Origin of the sequence: Denitrovibrio acetiphilus DSM 12809 (genome assembly GCF_000025725.1) — a bacterium.
In the GTDB taxonomy this organism is placed as follows: Bacteria; Chrysiogenota; Deferribacteres; order Deferribacterales; family Geovibrionaceae; genus Denitrovibrio; species Denitrovibrio acetiphilus.
Genome location: NC_013943.1, coordinates 2,235,391 through 2,254,557, shown reverse-complemented (window position 1 = coordinate 2,254,557; position 19,167 = coordinate 2,235,391). Strand labels below are relative to the sequence as shown.

Here is a 19,167-nt window from a genome sequence, read left to right as displayed (position 1 = left end):
TCTTTAATTTGTGATTTACAACTGGTTAATTATGTCAATAACGGGTATTTTAATCTTTAATCGCGTGCATATATTGATTATTTAGGAAGTGTCATGAATGATATAAAGACGGAGATAGATAATGAACTGCATGACGTTTTGCGTTCTTGCGTGAAGGTTGGCAGAAACCTTTTGGAGTATGGAGCTGAAAGTGTTCTTATCCGTGGTTTTGTGGAGAGAACAGGGAAACTTTACGGCATGGATCATACAGAAATCTCTCTTTCATCAAGCTCTATGGTTATTACTGCTATGAAAGGGGATGACTGGATAACTATTACTGTCCGCTGTCCGGACAGAGGTATAGATATGAGCAGGGTAATGGAGGTTGAGCGGGCTATTGTTCTTGCGGAAAGCGGTAAAATATCCCTTCGTGAGCTGGAGACGTTGATAGATAACCCCGGAACTCCTAGTTACAACAGATGGCTGGTGGTGTTTATCGTGGGGTTGTCCTGCGGATGTTTCAGTAAGCTTGCCGGAGGAGACTTTGTTATTTTCGGCATAACATCCACCGCTTCCGTTCTCGGCATGATTATATTGCAGGAGTTTAAGAAACGTCTTTTTAACCCTGTGGTTAGCTACTTTTGCTCCGCTTTCATGTGTACATGCATATCCGCTATGTCTATTAAATATAATCTAGGCAATGAACCAGCTGTCGCTGTTTTTTCTTCTGTACTTATGCTTGTTCCCGGTTTCCCTCTGGTGAACGCTTTGTCTGACATATTGAAAGGGTTTAAGAACATGGGGGTCGCCAGATGGGTTGCGGCAAGCCTGATAACCTTATCCACAGCCCTTGGGATGGTGTTTTCGATGAGCATTATGGGGGTGTGATGTATGTTTATATTAGGGAATTTTATACTTAACTGTCTCGCTGCTGCTTTTGCCGCAACAGGTTTTGCTGTCTTGTTTAACGTGCCCAAGAACCAGCTTGTTTTTTGCAGTATAGGCGGTTTATTGAGTTATTTTGTCAGAACTCTTCTGATGCAGTCGGGGGTTGAGATTATCTGGGCAACATTTGTATCGGCTTCAGTGGTCAGCGTTTATGGAGTCTTGTGGGCAAAAAGGCATAATGCACATCCGAAGGTGATAACTGTTGCTTCTATAATACCGATGATCCCGGGAGTGTATGCTTATAAAACAATGATAGCTGTTGTCGGATTGGCTGGAGAAGACCTTACAAATGAAACCCTCCAGTCGGCCGTTGTTAATGGTATTGAAACGATATTTATTCTGGGCGCCATAGCGTTCGGCTTAGCAATACCAAACATGCTTATATACAGGAAAAAGACAGTAATATAATGTATGGAGTGAAATTCATACATTATAAGTTATTGTCAATAATATAGAATGCTCATTTGTGTATGAGAAGTCAGTCAATTTAGTTATAACTCCGGTAAAAAGTCTTTTGGTGTATATTTAAGTTCTACCAGTAGTTTAGCTGCTGGTGTCGTTCTGGCATTGTTTCTGCTTTATATAAGTTAACTAAATCATAAGGAGTTAAAGTATGAAGAAAACAATGTCAATCGTACTTATGGGAATGCTTATGCTGCTCTCAGTCACAGCAATGGCACAGGATAAGTCAGAGAAAAATGTAAGACCTCAGGAGAAAATGCCTGCAGAAAACACGATAAGGGATCAGAAAACTGATAAAAAATCCAAAAATATGGATAAGTCAGAGAAAGATTCCGGAATGATGCTTCAGAGAGAAGAAGATAAGCTTAAATAACTGAAACTATTTGTTAACATATGATGTCCTAAGGCAGGGTGCCCCCCTGCCTTTTTTATGCGTGTATAAATGTGCTAATCACAGCTTAAGAGCTTATAAGTCATTGTGAGGAATGTAATGGCGAAGCAATCTCAGGATTAACTAACGAGTTCAGAGACTGCCACAGCCCTGTGGGCTTCGCTGTGACGTATTTTGCATATGCTCTGGCTGTGACAGCGAAGTTGTAAATCCGTGTGTTAAGCACGTGCGAAGCAATAGAACCAAGGATTTATCTGTGGGCATCTATGTTGTTATAACTCAATCTATTCTACTAGCTAAGTCTTATTATTGTAACTTTTTCTATATTTCGAAATGTATCAAATTAATTATTGACTTTCTGTTTTGCTGTTATATGATCAACACTTGTAAGTGTATAATATGAAATTAGATCAGCAGGGTGTTTCATATTATATTTTCGTATATTCACCTCGGTACCTTTAAAAATAAAACTGCAGAGGTTTGCTATGTTGAAAAATAAACATGCTAGTAAAATCCTTATTCTTATGGTTGTGTTAATGTGTGTTACAGGGATTTGGTTTTTAAAAAAATCTAATACCAGCAGCGAAGTTGTAAAATCAAACACAGCCCCCTCCGATTTTTCACTTAATGTCGTTGATAAGATTGATCTCAACAAACTAATATCCTATAAAATTCCGATTATAATTGATTTCGGTGCGGACTCGTGCATCCCTTGTAAAAAGATGGCACCTGTACTTGCTGCCTTGAACAGTGAACTTCAGGGGAAAGCAATAATAAAATTTGTCGATGTCTGGAAGTACGGCAGCCTCGCTCAGGGTTTCCCCGTAAGGGTCATTCCCACACAGATTTTTATAAATCCGAAGGGCGAAAGCTATAAGCCTTCACATGAAGTCCTGTCTAAAATTAATTTTCAAAGTGCTGTTATCAGCGGTATCCATTATACATTTCATGAAGGCGGTCTGGCAGAAGATGACTTCAGAATCATACTGAACGACATGGAAACGCAATGAACATAGAAGCTTACTTAAACTATGCTGCATCTGTAATACTCAGTAATGCCGGCTGGGCACCTTTGATTGCATTCGCCGCCGGACTTGCTACATCATTTACGCCTTGTTCTGTCGGCGGAATCCCTCTGCTGATAGGCTATATAGGCGGAACAGATGTTCGGAACAGCTCAAAAGCCTTTAAGCTGTCACTGCTCTTTGCTATTGGTGGAGCAGTGGTTTATACGCTGCTTGGGTTTACTGTATCATTTGCCGGCAGTTTTATTGCATTATCAAAAGTGTGGTATATCATTTTGGGTATATTAATGACGATGATGGCTTTGCAGATAATGGACGTATTCGAATTTATCCCATCTGGTAATTTTATATCAAGAGACATACGGAAGGGGTATGCAGGGGCAATTGTCGCCGGAGCTTTGAGTGGGCTCTTCTCATCTCCCTGCTCCACGCCTGTTCTGGTGGCTATATTGTCGATTGCCGCCAAGAGTGGAAACACAGCATATGGAGTATTACTCCTTTTTTCATATTCGATCGGACATAGTATACTGTTGATAGCTTGCGGCACGTCAGCAAGCTTTGCCAATCGCATACTGCAGCAGAAGCGCTACCATCAGGCAACGGTGGTCATTAAATATATGCTGGCAATAGTAATTCTCGCCGCAGGATTATATTTGTTCTATCTTGGGTTTTAGAACAGGCATTTTGTGCCGGAGCTTCATTTGAAGGGGCTTAGTTGTATTATAATATTTTATGGTGTGTTATGAAAATTATCGTATGTATCCTTTTGTTATTGAATGTAAATTTAGCTTTTGCAGAAAACAAAGACTATTCATCAGTTGTGGTTATATCAATCGATGCGCTTCACCCGGATGCTATTTCTGAAGAGAGTTGTCCTAATATTTATAACTTTATCAAAAAAGGTCGATACTCTGCGGATGCCAAAAGCACTACCCCGCCGAAGACGCTCATATCACATGTTGCAATGCTGACTGGTCTCTCTCCTGAGAAAAACGGAAAAGTCGATAATATCTGGAAGAAAGGTGAGGCGAGAGTTTCAAAACCAACAATGCTAACCACAGCCAAGAAAGCAGGGTATGAAACCGCACTAATATACAGCAAACCTAAACTTGGTTATCTGGCAAATGATTACACTGATAAAGAGATATACTCCAGAGACGATGCTATAGAAAAAGCAACAGCCATCTTAAACCCTGCTGAAAAGCAGTTTATCTTTCTGCACATAAGCGGGCTGGATTTTGTGGGACCTGAAAGTGGTTGGCTTTCACCTGAGTATATGGAAGAGTTTAATTTTATCGACGAGCAGCTTGCGGATTTTTTTAATAAAATATCAGCAAGCCCTACGTATCTGATGGTTATAACATCTGATCATGCAGGACATGCAAAGATACACGGATCAGATCATCCAGATGACTTTAAAAGACCGCTTATTGTATACTCAAGTGTCAAAGCACTGCCTGAAATTCCTGACAGTGCCTTGTTGCCTGATAAATTTAAGACGTTTATAGAGCGGCTATACCTGGACTAATTTCAACTCATCTGAAAAAGTTTTAAGCAGTCCGCCTATGGATTTATAAAAGTCAGTGGATGCATTTTTTTCTATTAGCTCACACATTCTGGATACGAAAGGATGATAATAATCTGAGATGAAATCATTGAAAACATTCTCAGTTTCAGTTGTGTCTTTATTTTCAGCCTTCATGTTTCCTATAGTAATGAGCGCAGTATGGATAAACTCAAGCTCAATTGCAATATGGTCGGCTGGTTCTCTCATGTCGGGTTTCACGTTTAAAGCAAACTTTCTGTATATGTCCGTAACTGCTGCTGTAGATTCGCCGTTTACTGTTTTAGCTACATCAAGATACACCGACCCGTAAGGCGGTGCCTGAAGCTGAAAAGGACCAACAAAAAGCGCAGCATAATCAAGCATAAGCTCTTGTGCATCGAGCTCTTTCAGCGAGTTAACAAGCTTTTCCGCATCATCGCGAAAGGAAGCATCCTTCTCTTTTATAAGTTCGGCAAGTGCTTTCACTGTTTCAGGCTCAGAGAGAAATGTTTCCTCAGGATTATAAAACATTATAGAAAAAAGTCTGGATATTTCCGCATTTATAGATAAAGACTCTGTTGTCATTGTTTTCTCCGTTATAAATTTAAGCGGGACGCCTCATTCGCTACAGCGCCCCGCATAGTAAGGAGGTTGTTTACTATTTTATGTTGTAATTCCTGATGTAATAAACGTTAGGTTTTGTACCAGCCTCTGGTTTGAGAACATCATAGTCATAGGATTTCAGCAGTATGGAAACCTTGCTGTTAGGGTCGTTAAGGTCGCCAACTGTTCTGGCTCCTGAAGGACACGAGTCCACACAGTATGGGTTTTCGCCGGTTGCAAGCCTGTGGGAACAGAGGATACATTTCTCAACGATTCCCATGCGCCGGACATTGTCGTATTCCGGATGTTTGTAAGCTGTCATCATAGGTGGTTTTGCGCCTGCTTTTGCCGCCATCTCGGCTCCTGACGCTGTGCACCCGGGGATGAGAGCTGATTTGTCAGTATAAAAAGAGTGAGTTTCCTCTTCATCAGAGTTGAAGCTGATTACGCTGTATTCTCCCTCTTCACGCAGATCCCATACGCTGTACGGACATGCATCCTGACATGAGCGGCAGCCGATGCATCTTTCATCGTTGTGCATGGTGATGCCGTCTTCAGTTTTAAACATTGCTTTCGGTGTTACCGGGCATGCATCAACACATGCAGCATTTGTGCAGTGATTGCAGAGTACAGGTTGGGCTGTGAATTTAACTTCAGGGAATTTGCCCTCTGTTTTTAACATGAAATCCGCCCAGTTGAACGACTGCCCGTCTTTTCTGCCCTGAGTATTATTTTCAGTTTTGCAGGCTATTCCGCAGGCGCCGCAGCCGACACATTTTTGGCGGTCTATTACCATTGCCATTTTAGCCATTATTTACTCCTTATACCTTTTCGATTTTAACGCCGCAGAAGCCGCCGTTTCTGGCTGTACTGCCTGAAATCCTGTCATAGTCACAAGGCATCAGCTCATTGTTGTTAAAGCCTCTTGGTTTGGCATTTTTGTAGTCAAGAGCCGCAACACGACCGTAAGCCCAGTGCCCCTGACCATAGCATTTTGTTACGGTACCAGGGCGGAGACCTTCCCAGAATTTCGCTTTAATGGTAAAACTGCCGTTGGTGGAAGTAATGCGTACCATGTCGCCGTTCTTTATGCCTAATCCGGCGGCATCGTCAGGGTTGATCTTAAGCACATCGTCCCAGCTTTCATCGCCGAGGTCTACTTTTTTAAATTCCTGATACCACGGTGTATTAGCACTACGACCTTCTTTGTTCAATCTGGATTTGTGGTCGATGAAGGTAAATGGATATTCTTCAAAAGAACCATATCTGAATGGAGCTTCATAATGAGGAACAAATGCCATTTCGCCCCTTGCTTCGTAGTTACATACATCAAGAACCTTGTCGATGCTGACGTTGTGTTTATCTGCATGACCTTTAAGAGCTTTTTTAAGAGTTTCGCTGTAGAATTCAAACTTTTTGGTAACAGTTTTGAACTTGCCCCAGCTTTTCTTGTATTCAAGTCTGGCATCGTTCCATACACCAGCGTCCTTGAAAGCTTCCCAGCCCTTTATCTTGTCGCCCGGGAAGTCTTTTTTGCCATCCCATGACGGAGCAGTATAGTATTTAACAGCGATCTCAGCGAACTCTTTCGCATTGGATGCGCCCTTACCTGTTTCCGGATCGATTATCTGCTCTTTGTAGTAGCGCAGGAGCTTGTCAAAACCTCTTTCTGCAAGTTTTTCAGCTATAAGAAAAGGGATCTCGGTTTCATCTGTACGTACATCAAAAAGAGGCTCAACAACTGGCTGAAGCAGTGATACCTGCGAGTGTAAGTTACCTTTGCTCTTGAGATATCCCCACTTTTCAAAAGTTGTAATTGCCGAAGGAAGAACAATGTCAGCAAACTGAGTCATCTCAGATGCGTTTGTGGTTATATGGACATAAAATTCGAGCCCGCTCATGGCCTCTTCCCATCTCTGAGCACCTGTGCCTGAGAATGCGAAGTTGTTCATGTAGCCGATACCCATCTTTATTTCCATCGGATTTTTCTGAAGTATACCGTCAGCAAGGTTGTTTGTTACAACACCGCCCCCTGACTTACCGCTGTTGAGTGCAGGAAACTGGAGATATCCACGCTGATCAATTTTGTATTTGTGCTTTATTTTCGCAACTTCATCTTTGTAGTCATCGAGTTTAGGCATTTTGTTGACATGGGTTTTGCCCTTCATCATTGTTCCGCCGATGTTATCAAGGTTACCGAGGAGTCCGCAGAGGGATTCGATAGCCATTGCGGTATACGTCCCACGAACCTGCATAGCAGCACCAGGTCCCATCCATATGCAGATAGAGGGAGCAGCGGCAGCCATTTCTCTGGCAGTTTTATAGATAACTTCTGCGGAGATACCACACTCCTGCTCTGCCCATTCCGGAGTTTTATCTTTGAGTTCAATGTTCCACCATTTGATGATGCCGTTAGTATATTTCTCTTCAAATACGGATTCATCGAGTGTCACACCTGTTTTGAACTGGTTTACACTGTTTTTGAAATCTCCTACGAAAGGCTTGTGCCAGAGATCTTCTGTAAGTAAAACGTGAGCTATAGCAACAGCAAGTGCGCCGTCTGTCCCCGGAAGAACCGGAAGCCAGTTGTGGGCTTTTGCAGCGGAAGCATTCAGTTTAGGATCAACAACAGTGACTGTTGCTTTGTCTAGAACATCACCAAAAACTTTAATGCTGAAAGGAACCTGTCTATTCGATACGAGTGGGTCAAGTCCCCATATCAGAAGATATTTTGTCCTTGTAAGGTCATAATCCCTGTAATCCCAGTATCCGTGAGTATAGAATGCGCCTGACTTTTCCGCTTCAGCACATAGGGCAGAGTGAGAGATGTTGTTAGGGGAACCATAAATCTTTGTCATAGCATCATAGATCATATCTCTCATGTAAGTATAACGCCCTCTGTTCAGCATATACTTATGAGCTTCTCCGTTGTTTCGGAGTTCCATCATCTTGTCAGCTATTGTGTTGAGCGCTTCGTCCCAAGTTATTGGAACAAACTTAGGGTCGATGCCTCGACCTTTTTCAGGGTTGGTTCTTTTCATCGGGACTTTGACCCTGTCCGGGTCGTAAAGCTGCTGTAGCCCCATGTGGGCTCTTGGGCAGCAGGTTCCGCAGTTTGCTTTACTGTTCGGGTTACCTCTGACTTTGACAGCACGTCCGTCCTGAACAAAAACCTGAATAGGGTCCCATGTTGTGCACCCCTGACATGTTGTAGAAATCCATTTACCCGGATCTTCGCCTATTGCTTTCTTTGGGTCCATTGGAGCAAGAGCATTATTCTTAGGTACTCCACATCCGACCATAGCCACAGTGCTCACAGCAGCTGTAGCTTTCAGAAAGTCTCGTCTTCTTAATTTCATAAAGACCTCCTACGAGTTTACGTCACAGGAGTATATGCAACCGGCATGCCAATAATTGAAAAGGGGTAAAACCTTTATAAATAAAGAATGCAGTAAAAACAGAAGGGCGTGCAAGTAAAGAATCTTTACGCTAAAACGTACAGACTCTTTACGTTTGGTTGTGTGTGATATTGTATTTCCTTAATTTTGCGTTTAGTGTAACCCGTGATATACTCAGCCATTCTGCAACCTTAGTCAACTTGCCGTCGTACTTGTCGAGGGCACCTTTTATAAGTTCTATTTCGCACTCTTCGATACTTTTTGCAAAGATGTCTTCTCTGTATTTTTCAGAGAAATAGGTAAATAGATTTTTATGTTCCTGTTCATCGGCAGGTTGTGTGAGTTTAAAATCATCAGCCGTCAGGGAGTTAGTTTTTGCGAGAATTATTGCTTCACGTATTCTGTTTTCAAGCTCACGCACATTCCCCGGCCACTGTTGTTTCATAAAAAGGTCAAGCAGTGATTTGTCTACACATGATATATCTTTAACGTGTCTTGCCACATGTTTTGCTATCAAATGCAGTGCTATATCTTTTATATCCTCCCGTCTGTCCCTCAGTGGCGGGATAAATATGTTTATAACGCTCAGTCTGTGGTAAAGGTCAAACCTGAACAGATTCTTTTCCACAAGATCGGTGATATTCTTATTTGTTGCAGCCACAATTCGTACGTCGAGCTGTATCTCTTTGAGTTCTCCAAGTTTTTGAACGGTTCCGTTTTGCAGAAAACGCAGAAGCTTTGCCTGAAGGTCAAAAGACATCTCACTGATCTCATCAAGAAAAACAGTTCCTCCGTTTGCCGACTCCAGAAGACCTATTTTTGAGCTGATCGCACCGCTGAATGCGCCTTTTTCATAACCGAACAGTTCACTTTCGAGAAGTTCTTCCGGTATGGCTGCGCAGTTGATCGCTAAAAATGGCTTATTAGCTCTCTCTCCATGGGAGTGGACGATGTTTGCTATCAGATCCTTTCCTGTTCCGCTCTCTCCGACAAGTAGCACCGGTGCGTCAGACATTGAAGCGGAGGCGGCGAGTTTTAAAACATCTCTGATTGCTCTTGATATGCCGACTAATTTATTATTCGGATTATATTCCGGTACCGGTTCAAATCCTTTGCCGCAAGACTGTACCTGTATGTGGTAATAGCTCTCCACTGTTTTTATAAACTCTTCAGGAGAGACAGGTTTCACAAGAAAATCAGATGCCCCCAGCTTAACAGCATCCAGCACTGTTTCGCTGGTGCCGTAGGCAGTCATGAATATGACGGGGACAGTATACCCGCCTTTTCGTATGCGCTCCAAAACATCAAGACCGTTTTCATCACCAAGTTTATAGTCGAGAAATACAAGACCGATGTCTGATTCAGCTTCAATAAAATCCATGCCCGCTGTTGCGTTATTTGCGGTAAATATGCAGTATTTGCCTGAAAAAGCCTTCTGCAGACTGTAGGTCAGAGATGTGTCATCATCTATAATTAATATTTTTTTCATTTCATATCCTTAATCTTAATGATAAATTTTGCACCCTGCATGTATTCTGCATCAAGAGAGATGCTGCCGTTCAAAGCTGATACCATTTTTTCGCACATACTCATACCAAGCCCTGTTCCTGAATTTTTTGTTGTGTAAAACGGACGGAAGATTTTATCCCTGCTCCCTTCCGGTATTCCTGTTCCGTTGTCCTGAACTGTTATGGTTATGATGTCTCCATCCATTGCAAAACTTATGTGAATTTTCGTTGCTCCGGCATCGTATGAGTTGTTAATGAGGTTTACCAGAGTATTAAATATAAGCATCTCATCAGAGCAGAAATCGAGGTGCTCATTACTATATCCAAGTGTGAGCCGTTCTTTCATCACTCTTGCTATATGGTCTTCCAGCATCGCACATATTAAGCCTGAATTTGTTTGGGCGGGGTTTATTTCGACAGTTTTCGCTATCTGCAGAAATTCGTTTACTGTTGCGGTTATTCTGGAGACCTCTCTGTTTATTACATCCATATCTTTGCTGTCGAGTGAGTTGTTAGAGTTTGAGATGCTGTGCATCAGCATTTGCAAACTCATGGCAGGATTACGCAGTTCATGGGCAAGTCCGGCAGACATAGAGCCTATTGCTGCAAGCCTCTCTTCTTTTGCCAGATTCTTCTCTTGTTCAATATTTATCTTTATGCTCCTGTCCAGTTCTGCTGAGAGCGATGTAAAAGTATCTGCCAAGTTTTTAACTTCTACTGAAGCGTGAGTTGGGAGGTCAAATTTTATGGATAGATTGCTGATGTCTGTTTTTTTCAGTTTAGCAGAGATAACGTTCAGCGGCTTTGTAAAATAGAGTATAAACCTGATACTCAGAAATATAAAAATAACTATTACCGGAATAATAATAAAAAGGCTGCTAAGGCTGTGGGTCAGAACTGTTTTACTTATCTCTTTCATGTCTATGATATAAATGACTTTGCCAACGGATTTGCCGTTTTTTAGTGTAATATCGAAAATCTCGGCATTTCCTGAAAAAGACTGAGGCAGTTTTTTTGATACGAGCGCATCAGTGATGTAGACCCCGAACTGATCGGTTATATATACGTTGCTGATGACAGAAACGCTTTTGCTGATATTTTCTGCCGCACTGAAAAGAGCATAGATGTTGTCGTAAAGTATAGCGTCACGCAGTCGCCCCTCCAGACTTTTATGTATGTTTATAATTGTTTCAGAGGCGTAGGAATGATAGACGTTTTTGTCATAAAAGTACTGGATGGACGTGCTCAATGCGCCGGTAATGACCGCAAAGAGTATAAACAGTACAAGAAATCTGTTTTTAAATGAGTCTGGCAGCAGTTTACTTATTATTTTCGACATAGTCTCTCATCTTTATCACATTGGCGTAGACGCTTATGTCCGGAACTGTAAATCTGTCTATCATAAGCTCTTCGAGTATTTTTTTGCCCTGTTTGTCCTGATGCATATTAAGCAGGATCTGGCGAAGTATTTTAATTTCATCACTGGTCATTTTTTTTGATGCAACAATAGGGGGGATGCCGAATTCAGGTGATTCATGAATGATTTCAATATTTCTCACATTATTTTCGCTTTGACTTTTCAGGTTGTCATACACAAGATTGTCCACCGCAGCCGCATCGACCACGCCTTTATTAACAAGGTATATTGATTTGTCGTGAGTCCCCGTGAAAAAGACTTTCGAAAAAAACTGCTCAGGTGCGGAGAAGTTTCTTGAAAAGTAATAAGTGGGAAATAAAAATCCAGTGTTTGAAAGCCTGTCTGTCATAGCAAAAGTTTTTCCTTTCAGGTCTTCCGGCAGGTCTGCCTGTACGTTTTTATTTTTTATTATAAGTGAGCTGTAGGTCGTTTTTCCGTCTATTTCCGGTGCTGCAACCAGCTGATAACTGCCTTCGTTCAGGTACAGCATGGCTCCTGTGCATATACTTGCAAAATCCACCTGCTGATTTTCAATAAGCCTGTTCATGTCGCTGTAGTTTTCTTTATGTATTATTTCCGAGGTGATACCCAGCTTTTCTGCTATATAGCTGTTCAGCTCTTCGTAGTGAATGAAAGTATTGGATGCTGACAGCATAGAGGATATACCGTATTTTAATGGGCTTTCAGCAAACGCACTGGAAAAAGTTAGGCATATCGCAACTATGGTGAATAAAATAAATCTCATAAATTACCTCTTTTGCTGATTTGTGCAGTTGTCTCTGGTTATCTCTGATATCCTTTTCATGTCTTCGTTATATTGATAATCATCTTTCAGCGACAATTCGAGATCTGCTAATATTTTTTCAAGTGAGCTGTTGTCAGCAAGCTCGTATATAACCCACCGTCCGTCTTTTTTGCTTCTGATAAGTCCTGATGCTTTTAGAAGCTTCAGGTGAGTGGAGATTGTGGAGAGGCTGATCTTGAGTATATTGTCGAACTCGCAGACACATACAGGTCTTTTCCTCAGCAGAAGCAAAACTCTTAATCTATTTGGGTCTGACAGGTTTTTAAATAAATCTGTTACGCTGTCGTAATTATACATTTCGTCACCTCTAGAAATATCCTTGACATTTTCGTTGTTTCGATATATCTAGAAGTATAAGTTAAAGAAAAGCGAAAATCAACTAAAAGACGCCGAAGAATTTATGCCTGTAAAGAGAGCTGATTTTTAGAGATGATGCTTTTAAGTAAAATAAATGTCACAAAAAAGGTTTGCGATTGTTAATTATTCGATGTGTCTGAAAATATCGTTGCAATTGACTGTCGTGAGATATACCTTTGAAGCGTGGACTGAATTTGAGGGAAAAAATGATAAAAAAGAGACTTGGATTTCTGGATCGTTTTCTGACACTTTGGATATTTAGTGCTATGGCAGCCGGTATTGGTCTTGGTTATTTTTCAGAGAACGCTGAGGGATTTATTAACCGCTTTCAGATTGGAACAACAAACATTCCAATAGCAGTCGGGCTTATCCTGATGATGTATCCGCCTTTTGCAAAGGTGCGCTACGAAGAGCTGCCGGATGTTTTTAAAAATGTAAAGATACTAATGCTTTCACTTGTGCAGAACTGGATAATTGGCCCTGTTCTGATGTTTGCTCTGGCTGTGATATTTTTACCAAATCACCCTGAATATATGACAGGACTCATACTTATAGGTCTCGCCAGATGCATTGCTATGGTCATAGTCTGGAATGAGCTTGCCGAAGGCAGCACGGAATACGCAGCGGGACTTGTGGCTTTCAATTCTATTTTCCAGGTATTTTTCTACAGCGTTTATGCATGGTTTTTCATCTCGTACCTGCCTCCTTTGCTGGGACTTGAAGGCTCTGTGGTCAGTATATCAATAGGAGAGATAGCAAAAAGCGTATTTATATATCTAGGAGTTCCTTTCATCGCAGGTGCGCTCACAAGGTTTATCGGTGTGAAGGCTATGGGGAGAGAGCGGTATCATGCTGAATTTGTCCCGAAGATAGGACCAATAACCCTTGTATCACTTTTATTCACAATTGTCGTGATGTTCAGCCTTAAAGGGAAGCTCATTGTTCAGATCCCTTTTGATGTGATGCTTATCGCTGTACCTCTCTGTATTTACTTTATAATAATGTTCATTGTTTCTTTCATGATGGGCAAGAGAGCCGGAGCTGACTATACTAAGACAACAACACTCGCGTTCACAGCAGCAAGCAATAACTTCGAACTTGCAATCGCTGTGGCAGTCGCTGTTTTCGGTATAAACTCAGGGGTGGCTTTTGCCGCTGTTATAGGACCTTTGGTCGAAGTCCCGGTGATGATAGCACTCGTGAATGTCGCATTCTGGTTCAGAAGAAAACTATTTGCATAAAAAAGGAGATCGCTATGAAGAAAGTTCTTTTCGTATGTATTCATAACAGTGCCAGAAGCCAGATGGCTGAGGCATATTTAAACCATTTTGCTCCTGAAAAGTTTCAGGCTGAAAGTGCAGGGCTTGAACCTGGTGTTATGAATCCCTATGTCGTAAAGGTAATGCAGGAAGATGGCATAGATATTTCTGGTAACGAAACTAACTCTGTTTTTGATTTTTTTAAAAAAGGACGTATGTACAGTTATGTCATAACGGTTTGCGATAAAGAAGCTGCTGAAAAGTGTCCTATCTTCCCCAGTGTAGCAGAAAGAATTCACTGGAGTTTTTCCGACCCTTCATCTGCAAAAGGATCTGAGGAGGAAAAGCTGGCATTTGCCAGAAAAGTCAGAGATGAAATAAAAGAAGCTATCCTGAAATGGATAGACGTAATGTCATGATCATCAGCTTTCACCGCATGGCTTATTCTTTCTGAACGGATAACAGACTGGATAACGATTAAGAGTTGAACTTTATTAAATATATGGTATTTAAGGCGGTTTGTTAAAAACCGCTTTTTTTTATCCGTCCGCAATTGCAGAAATGAGCCTTAAAAATAATCAGATACCGGGATTGTATAAAACACCTGCCGCCCTTGCTTCTTTCTATAACACTGAGCTGAAAGAGTGTTCTGGGATCATGGATTATGAGGAGCAGATGACAGGGGGAAGGGGTACGCCACATATATAATTGAGATAATGCTGGTTATATACTGCAAGATGCAGATGGGTATGTGAAATGAACTCAGAGAGTTTGCTTTATACAGTTATTCTGACAGTCTCAGGAGCCCGTTAGTTTTTTTTGCTGGCGGGTATTTTTTGTATGTATTAAACTCAGATGGCAGAATTAGTTCTGGGCATTTTATTGTCTGGAAATTTAAACACTTAACCGGAGGGGATGAATGAAAAAACTTGGATTCGGCCTGATGAGGTTACCGCTGAAAAATAAAGAAGACCTTACGGACATAGATTATGCGCATCTTTCAGAGATGGTTGACCGGTTTCTGGAGGGAGGCTTTTCTTATTTTGATACTGCCTACCCTTACCATAAGGGATTGAGCGAAACAGCGGCAAGAAAAGCTCTGGTCGAAAGACACCCCAGAGAAAGCTTTCTGCTTGCGGATAAAATGCCTACTTTTATCGTGGAAAAATCTGACGATTATCAGAGAATTTTTGATGAACAGCTAGAGAAGTGCGGAGTGGAGTATTTTGACTATTATCTTCTTCACAATCTTGGAGTGTTAACTTACGAAAATTCTCTGAAGAACGGCGGTTTTGAGTTTATACAAAAGCTGAAAGAGGAGGGGAGGGCAAAACGCATTGGCTTTTCATTTCACGACAAGGCAGAGCTCCTCGACGAAATATTGACGGCTCACCCCTGTGTTGAGTTTGTCCAGCTTCAGATAAACTATGTTGACTGGGAAGATAGTGTTATCCAGTCCAGAAAGTGCTACGAAACAGCGAGAAAACACGGCAAGGAAATTATCATTATGGAACCGGTCAAAGGCGGTGCTCTTGCGAACCTTCCAGAAGATGCAGAGAATGTTTTAAAAGAGGTTAACCCGAACGCTTCTCCGGCATCATGGGCAATGCGTTACGCAGAGTCGTTTGAAGGTGTCTCCGTTGTTCTCAGCGGCATGACTGAGATGAGCCAGCTCGAAGACAATATGAAGACGAGTGACAGTTTCAGACAACTAAACGCAGATGAAATGAGGGCTATTGAACAGGCAGGAGAGATCATTAGGGCTACTACAGCAATATCCTGCACAGCCTGTCAGTATTGTGTGGATGACTGCCCGAAAAATATACCCATCCCTTCTTATTTCGGCATGTTTAATCAGGCAAAGAAGTACAACAATAACCTGATACAGAGTATCTATTACAAAAACCTTGCAGGGGCAGAAGGGGTCGGGAGCGCATCAGAATGTATCGAGTGCGGCTTATGCGAAGATCATTGCCCGCAGCATCTTCCGATTATCGAGCACCTGAAAGAGCTGCACAAGCTTTTTGAAAGTGTCGAGAGGTAATTTCAGCCCCGCTGCATTTTAAAGTCTGTTTGTGCAGGTGTCGTATAATATATGCCGTTTATTCCGATCATAAATTCAGATGGTAATGGAAAGTTACGATACAGTGATTATTTCTTTTTCCCATACCATTTAAATTTCTCAACGACGGTTTCCATCTCTACGTCGTCAAGTATGATTGGGCTGCCTATACTCTTTGCCTGACAGAAGATACGTGCCACAAACTCTATCTCTTCTGCTGCTGCAAAAGCTGTTGGCATATTGCCCGACACAGTCACAAGACCGTGGTTGGCGAGGAGCACAGCATTATAACCGCCTATGTGTTCTATGATGCTTTCTGCGAGCTCCGGAGAGCCGAATGTGCAGTATGGAGCGAGGGGAACTTTACTGCCGCTGTAGCCCACCATATAGTGTACAGCAGGTAGTTCCATCCCCAGACAGGCAACGGTTGTGGCATAGACCGAATGAGTATGCACAACAGCACAAACGTCTGCCCTGTCCTTGTAAAGACTGAGGTGAAAGGAGAGTTCGCTTGTCGGTCTGTTATCTCCCTCAACAACGTTACCGTCTATGTCGGTGATTACAATGTCTTCCACGGTTGTTTTCATGTAGTCTACCCCTGAAGGTGTGACTGCAACCAGATTTTCGTCTCTGTTGTATATGCTCAGGTTTCCGCCGGTTCCGCTGGTCAGGTTCGTTGTGACCAGTTTCTTACCGTATTCCACAAGAAGTTTTCTCTCTTTTAAAAGCAGCATTAATAACTCCTGTCACCCCTGAGGAGTGACGCCTTTTTTAAGTATGATACATCCATATTTTGCTGTTTCGCCAGTCATTACAACACAGTATGCCTGTTTGGTTCTGTCGTAGAAGGCAAACCTGTCTATGCGTGTTATTTCCGGCGCGTCCGGCTGATGTTTTTCAATTATATGTCTGAACCTTGTTTCAACTTCAGGATCAAGAGTATCCCCCTCGACAGGAGTTATCATTACCAGAGGGTCATCAGAGTAAGCATCAAGCTCGAACAGCGGAAGTATGGCGTCGAGAAGCTGATCCACTGTCAATCCATCAGCTCTCAGAGTGTTTTTGTTCAGCCCGTGTCCGGCGAAATGTGCATCACCGAGAACTATCTCGTCTCCATGTCCCATCCTGTGCAGTTCGGCAAGAAGCTCAGGGCTTAAAAACGGTGAAATACCTTTAAGCATTGTTACCTCTGTCTATATTTTATAAGCTTTTGCAAGACTCTCAGAGTATGGAGCCTTTAATATTCCTATTTCTGTTATTATACCTGTGACAAATTCGTTCGGGGTTACGTCAAATGCAGGGTTACGCACTTTCATACCTTCCGGTGCTGTTCTGCGTGCTCCGAAGTTACACACCTCGTCCGCCTCGCGTTCCTCTATAACGATCTCCCTGCCTGTTGGTGTTTCCATGTCCACGGTGGATGACGGACATGCCACATAGAAAGGTATGCCGAAGTGTTTTGCGAGGATAGCAACGCCCATTGTGCCTATTTTATTCGCAACATCTCCGTTGGCGGCAACTCTGTCTGTGCCTACTATGACCATGTCGATGAGCCCCTGGCTCATTATGTGTGCAGCCATATTGTCGCAGAGAAGCGTCACGTCCAGACCCGACTTCTGAAGTTCCCAGCTTGTCAGCCTTGCACCCTGAAGAAGCGGTCTTGTCTCGTCTGCATAAACCTTAAAGTTGACCCCTGCTGCATGAGCGGTATACATAGGCGCTGTGGCAGTGCCAAGCTCGGATGTCGCCAGTGCTCCGGCGTTACAGTGGGTGAGAACACCGTACCCTTCTTTTATGAGCGGTGCTCCGTTTAGACCGATACTTTTACAGAGGTGCTTGTCTTCTTCGTGTATGAGAACTGCTTCGTCAACAAGCACTTTATAAAGCTGTGTGCTGGTGAGCTCCTTCCGGCTTTCGGCCTTCTGCACCATTCTCTTCAGAGCCCAGCTGAGGTTAACAGCAGTGGGGCGGGAGGAGTTCAGGTAGTCGGCTTTCTCTTTCAGTACGGTCAAAAATTTATCTGCCGGAACATTCTGCATGTCCTTAACGCCGTACAGCAGACCGTATGCGCCGGCTATACCTATAGCGGGTGCGCCCCTGACCTTCAGAACCTTGATGGAGTCCCAGACCTGTTCAATGCTGATCTGTTTCTCTATAACGGTTTTGACAGGGAGCTGAGTCTGATCCAGCAGATAAAGTTCGCCGTCTATGAATTCTATAGTTTTTGGCAGGAGACTGCCTTTTGCATTGTTTTGCACTAACTGCTCCTTTATTATTTCGTTATCGGTGAAAGAAGCCGGCTCAGTCCCCCGAACCGGCATAAAATCGTAATTAGAATAATCCTTTTTTATCAACAGGTATCCACGGAGCCATCGCACGTTCAACATGGTTAAACTGTGGGAATTTCGCACGGAGCTGTTTCATGTTTTTTACTCCTGCCTCACGGATCATCTCCTGAGTGAAGAGCATAGGCGGGATAAGTATGTCCGCAGGGAGCTGCTCGCCGGCGATCTTTTTACAGATTGCCCGCACGCTTACTGCGCCAATGGCTGCCGGGTTTGTTGCCGCTGTTGCTGCCCACGGGCTTCCCTCTCTGACCATAAGCTGAATGTCCTGTGTTGATATGTCAGCGCTGTAGACCCTTATCTTTTTAGTCATGTTTGATTCCTGAAGAGCGAGGATAACCCCTTTTGCAAGCTCATCGTATGGAGCGAAATAAGCATTTATTTCAGGTTTGGAACGAAGAATAGCTTTTACCTGATCAGCGTTTTTAACAGAGAACGGGGATTCCAGAGTTCCTGTCCTGGCAAGTTCTTTTATACCCGGATATTCTTTTTTGATTTTTGTGAAACTCTCGTCGCGTTTATCCAGAGGGAGTATGCCGGGAACATATACGTAGCCGACGTTTGCTTTACCGTCGAAGTCTTTGATCATAGCTTCCAGAGACAGACGTCCGAGCATATGATCATCCTGAGCTATCTGAGGTATTTCCGGATTTTTAAGGTCAACATCAAAGGCAACAACAGGTATGCCTTTTGCGAGTGCGTCTTTTGCCGGTTTAACCATTGTTTCGGTGAGTCCGTGGTCAATAATGATGCCGTCAACGCCCATATTAATAGCTTGATAGATAAAGTTTGCCTGAGCCTGATTGTCCATATTCTTGCCGAATACAGTCAGTTTTATACCCATGAGGTCGGCTTGTCTTTGTGCGCCGGCTCTGTACATCTGCATGAACTCGCCTTCTACCATCTGGCGGATGAGTGCTATGTGTATCTTTTTTGTGCCGTTAAAAGGTGCCGGAGCATCCTTCAGACCTGCTGCCATGACAGTTGATGTCGTTAGAAGTGCCAGAGCAGCAATGATTAAGATTATTTTTCTCATAGAGTTCTCCTTTAGCATCATTATGC

Annotated in this window: 20 protein-coding genes; 9 read left to right on the top strand and 11 right to left on the bottom strand. The window is 42.7% G+C overall.

Translation table 11 applies throughout. From position 1 onward, the window contains the following. Positions 1-93: 93 nt before the first annotated feature. The 6 genes from DACET_RS10730 to DACET_RS10705 all read left to right on the top strand — a co-directional run bounded on the left by DACET_RS10730 (position 94) and on the right by DACET_RS10705 (position 4,333). Positions 94-867, top strand: coding sequence for a threonine/serine exporter family protein (locus DACET_RS10730; RefSeq protein WP_013011394.1), 774 nt, complete (start codon positions 94-96; stop codon positions 865-867). Positions 868-870: 3 nt separating this feature from the next. Then, on the top strand, positions 871-1,335 hold the full coding sequence (locus DACET_RS10725) for a threonine/serine exporter family protein (RefSeq protein ID WP_013011393.1): 465 nt from the start codon (positions 871-873) through the stop codon (positions 1,333-1,335). Between the two features lie 205 nt (positions 1,336-1,540). Further along, positions 1,541-1,762, top strand: coding sequence for a hypothetical protein (locus DACET_RS10720; protein ID WP_013011392.1), 222 nt, complete (start codon positions 1,541-1,543; stop codon positions 1,760-1,762). Positions 1,763-2,265: 503 nt separating this feature from the next. Further along, on the top strand, positions 2,266-2,790 hold the full coding sequence (locus tag DACET_RS10715) for a thioredoxin family protein (RefSeq protein WP_013011391.1): 525 nt from the start codon (positions 2,266-2,268) through the stop codon (positions 2,788-2,790). After that, the gene (locus DACET_RS10710; protein WP_013011390.1) at positions 2,787-3,479 is read left to right on the top strand and encodes a cytochrome c biogenesis CcdA family protein; all 693 of its coding nucleotides are present in this window, start codon (positions 2,787-2,789) and stop codon (positions 3,477-3,479) included. Before DACET_RS10715 ends, DACET_RS10710 begins: the two co-directional genes overlap by 4 nt. Positions 3,480-3,547: 68 nt before the next feature. Next, positions 3,548-4,333, top strand: a complete 786-nt coding sequence (locus tag DACET_RS10705; RefSeq protein ID WP_013011389.1) for an alkaline phosphatase family protein — start codon at positions 3,548-3,550, stop codon at positions 4,331-4,333. Here DACET_RS10705 and DACET_RS15630 read toward each other — a convergent pair. From DACET_RS15630 to DACET_RS10670, 7 genes are all read right to left on the bottom strand, one after another. Further along, positions 4,319-4,936 (bottom strand): TorD/DmsD family molecular chaperone, encoded by a 618-nt coding sequence (locus DACET_RS15630; RefSeq protein WP_013011388.1) that lies wholly within the window; start codon positions 4,934-4,936, stop codon positions 4,319-4,321. The genes DACET_RS10705 and DACET_RS15630 overlap by 15 nt on opposite strands. 73 nt (positions 4,937-5,009) lie before the next feature. Next, positions 5,010-5,765: a 4Fe-4S dicluster domain-containing protein gene (locus DACET_RS10695; RefSeq protein WP_013011387.1), complete on the bottom strand. Its 756-nt coding sequence runs from the start codon at positions 5,763-5,765 to the stop codon at positions 5,010-5,012. 10 nt (positions 5,766-5,775) lie between these two features. After that, on the bottom strand, positions 5,776-8,313 hold the full coding sequence (locus DACET_RS10690) for a molybdopterin-dependent oxidoreductase (protein ID WP_013011386.1): 2,538 nt from the start codon (positions 8,311-8,313) through the stop codon (positions 5,776-5,778). A 148-nt stretch (positions 8,314-8,461) separates the two neighbouring features. Beyond that, positions 8,462-9,841: a sigma-54-dependent transcriptional regulator gene (locus DACET_RS10685; RefSeq protein ID WP_013011385.1), complete on the bottom strand. Its 1,380-nt coding sequence runs from the start codon at positions 9,839-9,841 to the stop codon at positions 8,462-8,464. Beyond that, complete coding sequence (locus DACET_RS10680; RefSeq protein WP_013011384.1) at positions 9,838-11,199, bottom strand: sensor histidine kinase; 1,362 nt, start codon at positions 11,197-11,199, stop codon at positions 9,838-9,840. The genes DACET_RS10685 and DACET_RS10680 overlap by 4 nt, the downstream gene beginning before the upstream one ends. Continuing rightward, positions 11,180-12,022 carry a substrate-binding domain-containing protein gene (locus DACET_RS10675; RefSeq protein WP_013011383.1) on the bottom strand — a complete coding sequence of 281 codons (843 nt, stop codon included), beginning with the start codon at positions 12,020-12,022 and terminating at the stop codon, positions 11,180-11,182. The genes DACET_RS10680 and DACET_RS10675 overlap by 20 nt, the downstream gene beginning before the upstream one ends. 3 nt (positions 12,023-12,025) lie before the next feature. Continuing rightward, positions 12,026-12,379 (bottom strand): ArsR/SmtB family transcription factor, encoded by a 354-nt coding sequence (locus DACET_RS10670; protein ID WP_013011382.1) that lies wholly within the window; start codon positions 12,377-12,379, stop codon positions 12,026-12,028. Positions 12,380-12,645: 266 nt separating this feature from the next. On the opposite strand from DACET_RS10670, the gene arsB reads away from it, so the two are divergent. The 3 genes from arsB (at position 12,646) to DACET_RS10650 (ending at position 15,742) form a co-directional block, all read left to right on the top strand. Continuing rightward, positions 12,646-13,680 carry an ACR3 family arsenite efflux transporter gene (gene arsB / locus DACET_RS10665; RefSeq protein WP_013011381.1) on the top strand — a complete coding sequence of 345 codons (1,035 nt, stop codon included), beginning with the start codon at positions 12,646-12,648 and terminating at the stop codon, positions 13,678-13,680. Positions 13,681-13,694: 14 nt separating this feature from the next. Continuing rightward, positions 13,695-14,117, top strand: a complete 423-nt coding sequence (locus DACET_RS10660) for an arsenate reductase ArsC (RefSeq protein ID WP_013011380.1) — start codon at positions 13,695-13,697, stop codon at positions 14,115-14,117. Between the two features lie 500 nt (positions 14,118-14,617). Next, on the top strand, positions 14,618-15,742 hold the full coding sequence (locus tag DACET_RS10650) for an aldo/keto reductase (protein WP_013011379.1): 1,125 nt from the start codon (positions 14,618-14,620) through the stop codon (positions 15,740-15,742). Positions 15,743-15,849: 107 nt separating this feature from the next. On the opposite strand, the gene DACET_RS10645 is transcribed toward DACET_RS10650, so the two are convergent. Genes DACET_RS10645 through DACET_RS10630 form a run of 4 tightly spaced genes read right to left on the bottom strand, consistent with a single transcriptional unit; the run spans position 15,850 to position 19,141 of the window. Further along, positions 15,850-16,494 carry an L-fuculose-phosphate aldolase gene (locus DACET_RS10645; protein WP_013011378.1) on the bottom strand — a complete coding sequence of 215 codons (645 nt, stop codon included), beginning with the start codon at positions 16,492-16,494 and terminating at the stop codon, positions 15,850-15,852. A 12-nt stretch (positions 16,495-16,506) separates the two neighbouring features. Continuing rightward, positions 16,507-16,941: an L-fucose mutarotase gene (fucU, locus tag DACET_RS10640; protein WP_013011377.1), complete on the bottom strand. Its 435-nt coding sequence runs from the start codon at positions 16,939-16,941 to the stop codon at positions 16,507-16,509. Between the two features lie 12 nt (positions 16,942-16,953). After that, a complete protein-coding gene (mtnA, locus tag DACET_RS10635) occupies positions 16,954-18,114 on the bottom strand; it encodes an S-methyl-5-thioribose-1-phosphate isomerase (RefSeq protein WP_013011376.1) in 1,161 nt (386 codons plus the stop codon). After that, the gene (locus tag DACET_RS10630; protein WP_013011375.1) at positions 18,092-19,141 is read right to left on the bottom strand and encodes a sugar ABC transporter substrate-binding protein; all 1,050 of its coding nucleotides are present in this window, start codon (positions 19,139-19,141) and stop codon (positions 18,092-18,094) included. Before DACET_RS10630 ends, mtnA begins: the two co-directional genes overlap by 23 nt. Positions 19,142-19,167: the final 26 nt, after the last annotated feature.

What these genes read in the sequence shown, in the direction of transcription:
- DACET_RS10730 (WP_013011394.1), top strand. Translation starts at nt 94, where the DNA reads ATGAATGATATAAAGACGGAGATAGATAATGAACTGCATGACGTTTTG.
- DACET_RS10725 (WP_013011393.1), top strand. Translation starts at nt 871, where the DNA reads ATGTTTATATTAGGGAATTTTATACTTAACTGTCTCGCTGCTGCTTTT.
- DACET_RS10720 (WP_013011392.1), top strand. Translation starts at nt 1,541, where the DNA reads ATGAAGAAAACAATGTCAATCGTACTTATGGGAATGCTTATGCTGCTC.
- DACET_RS10715 (WP_013011391.1), top strand. Translation starts at nt 2,266, where the DNA reads ATGTTGAAAAATAAACATGCTAGTAAAATCCTTATTCTTATGGTTGTG.
- DACET_RS10710 (WP_013011390.1), top strand. Translation starts at nt 2,787, where the DNA reads ATGAACATAGAAGCTTACTTAAACTATGCTGCATCTGTAATACTCAGT.
- DACET_RS10705 (WP_013011389.1), top strand. Translation starts at nt 3,548, where the DNA reads ATGAAAATTATCGTATGTATCCTTTTGTTATTGAATGTAAATTTAGCT.
- DACET_RS15630 (WP_013011388.1), bottom strand. Translation starts at nt 4,936, where the DNA reads ATGACAACAGAGTCTTTATCTATAAATGCGGAAATATCCAGACTTTTT.
- DACET_RS10695 (WP_013011387.1), bottom strand. Translation starts at nt 5,765, where the DNA reads ATGGCTAAAATGGCAATGGTAATAGACCGCCAAAAATGTGTCGGCTGC.
- DACET_RS10690 (WP_013011386.1), bottom strand. Translation starts at nt 8,313, where the DNA reads ATGAAATTAAGAAGACGAGACTTTCTGAAAGCTACAGCTGCTGTGAGC.
- DACET_RS10685 (WP_013011385.1), bottom strand. Translation starts at nt 9,841, where the DNA reads ATGAAAAAAATATTAATTATAGATGATGACACATCTCTGACCTACAGT.
- DACET_RS10680 (WP_013011384.1), bottom strand. Translation starts at nt 11,199, where the DNA reads ATGTCGAAAATAATAAGTAAACTGCTGCCAGACTCATTTAAAAACAGA.
- DACET_RS10675 (WP_013011383.1), bottom strand. Translation starts at nt 12,022, where the DNA reads ATGAGATTTATTTTATTCACCATAGTTGCGATATGCCTAACTTTTTCC.
- DACET_RS10670 (WP_013011382.1), bottom strand. Translation starts at nt 12,379, where the DNA reads ATGTATAATTACGACAGCGTAACAGATTTATTTAAAAACCTGTCAGAC.
- arsB (WP_013011381.1), top strand. Translation starts at nt 12,646, where the DNA reads ATGATAAAAAAGAGACTTGGATTTCTGGATCGTTTTCTGACACTTTGG.
- DACET_RS10660 (WP_013011380.1), top strand. Translation starts at nt 13,695, where the DNA reads ATGAAGAAAGTTCTTTTCGTATGTATTCATAACAGTGCCAGAAGCCAG.
- DACET_RS10650 (WP_013011379.1), top strand. Translation starts at nt 14,618, where the DNA reads ATGAAAAAACTTGGATTCGGCCTGATGAGGTTACCGCTGAAAAATAAA.
- DACET_RS10645 (WP_013011378.1), bottom strand. Translation starts at nt 16,494, where the DNA reads ATGCTGCTTTTAAAAGAGAGAAAACTTCTTGTGGAATACGGTAAGAAA.
- fucU (WP_013011377.1), bottom strand. Translation starts at nt 16,941, where the DNA reads ATGCTTAAAGGTATTTCACCGTTTTTAAGCCCTGAGCTTCTTGCCGAA.
- DACET_RS10630 (WP_013011375.1), bottom strand. Translation starts at nt 19,141, where the DNA reads ATGAGAAAAATAATCTTAATCATTGCTGCTCTGGCACTTCTAACGACA.